Source organism: Rhizobium sp. CSW-27 (genome assembly GCF_018760785.1).
Classification (GTDB): Bacteria; Pseudomonadota; Alphaproteobacteria; order Rhizobiales; family Rhizobiaceae; genus Neorhizobium.
Genome location: NZ_JAHHZO010000046.1, coordinates 1 through 2710, shown reverse-complemented (window position 1 = coordinate 2710; position 2710 = coordinate 1). Strand labels below are relative to the sequence as shown.

General features: G+C 28.9%; 2 protein-coding genes. Both read right to left on the bottom strand.

Annotated features, from left to right (window positions below; all coding sequences use genetic code 11):
* On the bottom strand, window positions 1-871 hold an 871-nt coding region (gene mobV / locus KLP42_RS27460), incomplete at its 3' end, for a MobV family relaxase (protein ID WP_210143911.1).
* A 188-nt stretch (window positions 872-1059) separates the two neighbouring features.
* Window positions 1060-2439: a tetracycline efflux MFS transporter Tet(K) gene (tet(K), locus tag KLP42_RS27455; protein WP_000492283.1), complete on the bottom strand. Its 1380-nt coding sequence runs from the start codon at window positions 2437-2439 to the stop codon at window positions 1060-1062.
* Between the last annotated feature and the right edge of the window lie 271 nt (window positions 2440-2710).

Below are 2710 nucleotides of genomic sequence, written 5' to 3'. Positions count from 1 at the left end.
TATACTCGTAATCTTCCGAAATATCTTGAGCAGCTTTTATCTGTTTCTGAAATTCATTGAAATCTTTTTGGCTTATTACAACATTTCCAGTTTCTTGTATTTCTTTGCTAAATAAACCACCTACTTTTTCAGTTTCTTGCTCATACGGAACATTTATAGGCTTTTTAAGCGTATTTAACGATTTTTGGTACTCTTGCATTAATTTATCGTTCTTTTGCTTTATATGGTCTGTTTTTTGGCTCTCACGTTCATATTCTTGCTTATGATATTCTGTTTTTTGTTTATACTGACTTATTTGCTCATGTTTAGCATTTGTTACTTGTCTTGATTGCCCACGTTCTAAATCATATCCTCGTTGTTTAACATGCTCATTAAATCTATCTTGAAACGCTGTTAAAGCTTTTTTATTACCTACAACTTCTTTAGCACTTAAACGACCATCATCAGTTATTGGAACAACGCCATAATGCATATGTGGTGTTTTTTCGTCCATGTGAACTGTTGCATATAATAAATTATCTTTACCGTATTCTTGTTCTAAAAACTCTTTAGCATATTCAAAAAACTGCTTTGTATCTTCTGGCGTTTGATTATCAAAGAAATCATTGTCTGATGTAATTAAACCATCAATGTGTTTAATCGCGTCTGTTCTAATTTTTCTTTTGCCTGTATAATTCTGTTCGATTTTTTCATCAATCAAGTTATTAAAATTCTGTTTATTAGCATTTACCAAATCATAATTTAAGTAAGTTTTACTATGGTCTATATCTTCATTTTCATAATTATTATTTTCTCTTTGAACATGTTTTTGTATGCCCGTTGTATTTGTTCCAGATTTAACTTTTGAAACTCTAACAATGGAATAAGACATATAAAAATCACTCCTAAGCACAAAGGTTTCATGTGTATTTAATAGTTTAAGTCTAATAACACACTAGACTTATTTTTAATAAGTCGTTAATACGTGTGCTCTGCGAGGCTTAAACCTGTTTTTGCTAACGCAAAAAATGAGTGGCAAAATGCTAGCCACTCATAGTTCTAAACCCAAATATAATATAACTATTCAAACTGCTTTTCAGAACGTTTAAATACAATAATCGTCAAAAGACAACATAAAATAATAAGGATAGCCATGGCTACAAGAATATTACTATACACTCCAGAAGAATAATTTATAAATTCCAGAACTAGTTTACGATTAATCAATTGTAGTGACAATAAACCTCCTACAATTGCTATACCTGTTCCCTCTGATAAAAAACTTGTGAAATTTAGCAAACTCATTCCAGAAGCAACTTCTTCTTCAGAAAGACTACTTGATACTATTTTTGATATAACTGTTTTAGTAAAAGATAATCCGCCCATAACAAATATAAACATAAAAGTAGTCAACCACATACTAAACTCAACAAAAAATGCAATAGTTAAAAAACTTATAGAGATAGACAATGATCCTAAAATAAAAACAAATAATGATCCTTTTCTATCCACTAAAAAACCACCAAAATAACCAAAAACAATAACACTCATGGTTCCAGGAAAAATAACACTATTACCTATTGTCGCTACATTTACATGATAAATAGTTTTCATCATATAAGGCACCATTGATATAAAACCAGCTACTATAGAAAATATTAGCCCACCAGAAAACAAACCAAGCATAAACGGAATGTTTTTCCCTAGTTTAGGATTAATAAAAGGGTTAGAAACTCTTGAAATATGTTTAATAAAAATCACAAAAAAGATTGTGAAGAGTATTAAAAAAGTCCAATTATAATTTGTCGTAAATAACATAAAACATATAATACTTATAGACATTAAAACAATACCTACGATATCTAATGTATTTTTTGTTGATTTACCAGGTACCATTACTTTAATAAGAAAAGGTATAGTTACTATTGTAATCATAGGAAGTATAAGTAGGTAAGACCAATGAATATAATGTGCTATTATTCCCCCTATTGAAGGACCTAACCCTTCACCTAAAGCTACAATTGATCCTATAAAACCAAAGGCTTTGCCTTGTTTTTTTCTTGTAATATTTCTAGCTACAACCACCATAATCAGTGAAGGGAATGCAGCAGATCCTACTCCTTGTACTAACCTACCAAAAATCAAAATAAAAAAGTGATTGTGACCAATAAAAGCAATCAATGAACCAAGACAGCTCAAACTAATACCAATAATTAACAATTTTTTTATATTTATATAATCAGATAATTTTCCATATACTGCTGTTCCTATCGAAAAAGTTAACATATATGCAGTGTTTACCCAGTTTGTAATTCCAGGAGTAGTATTAAAATGATTTGCAATATCAGGTAAAGAAACATTTAAAACCATTTCATTTAATACACTAAAAAATGAAAGAATACAAAGCCAAAATAAAACGCTATAAAACAAACCTTTAAATTTTTTATATAAACTAAACAATTTTACCTCTTTACTTGAGGTGACTAAAGTTTATAGGGGTAAATTATTCTTTCACCTCATATAAATTCCCCAAATTTTTAAATAGACACTTCATAAAAAAATCCTCCTAAATTAGAATAGTTTAAATATATCATTTTTGTTCAGTAATATTAATATGTACACTATTTCCAAAATTTAAATTCATGTTGCTAAAAATCGATTTGTTTTTGCAATTGTTTTTCGTTCGCTTTTAAAGTCGATTTCATTAAGTCCGTTAAATCGACTGGCGAAA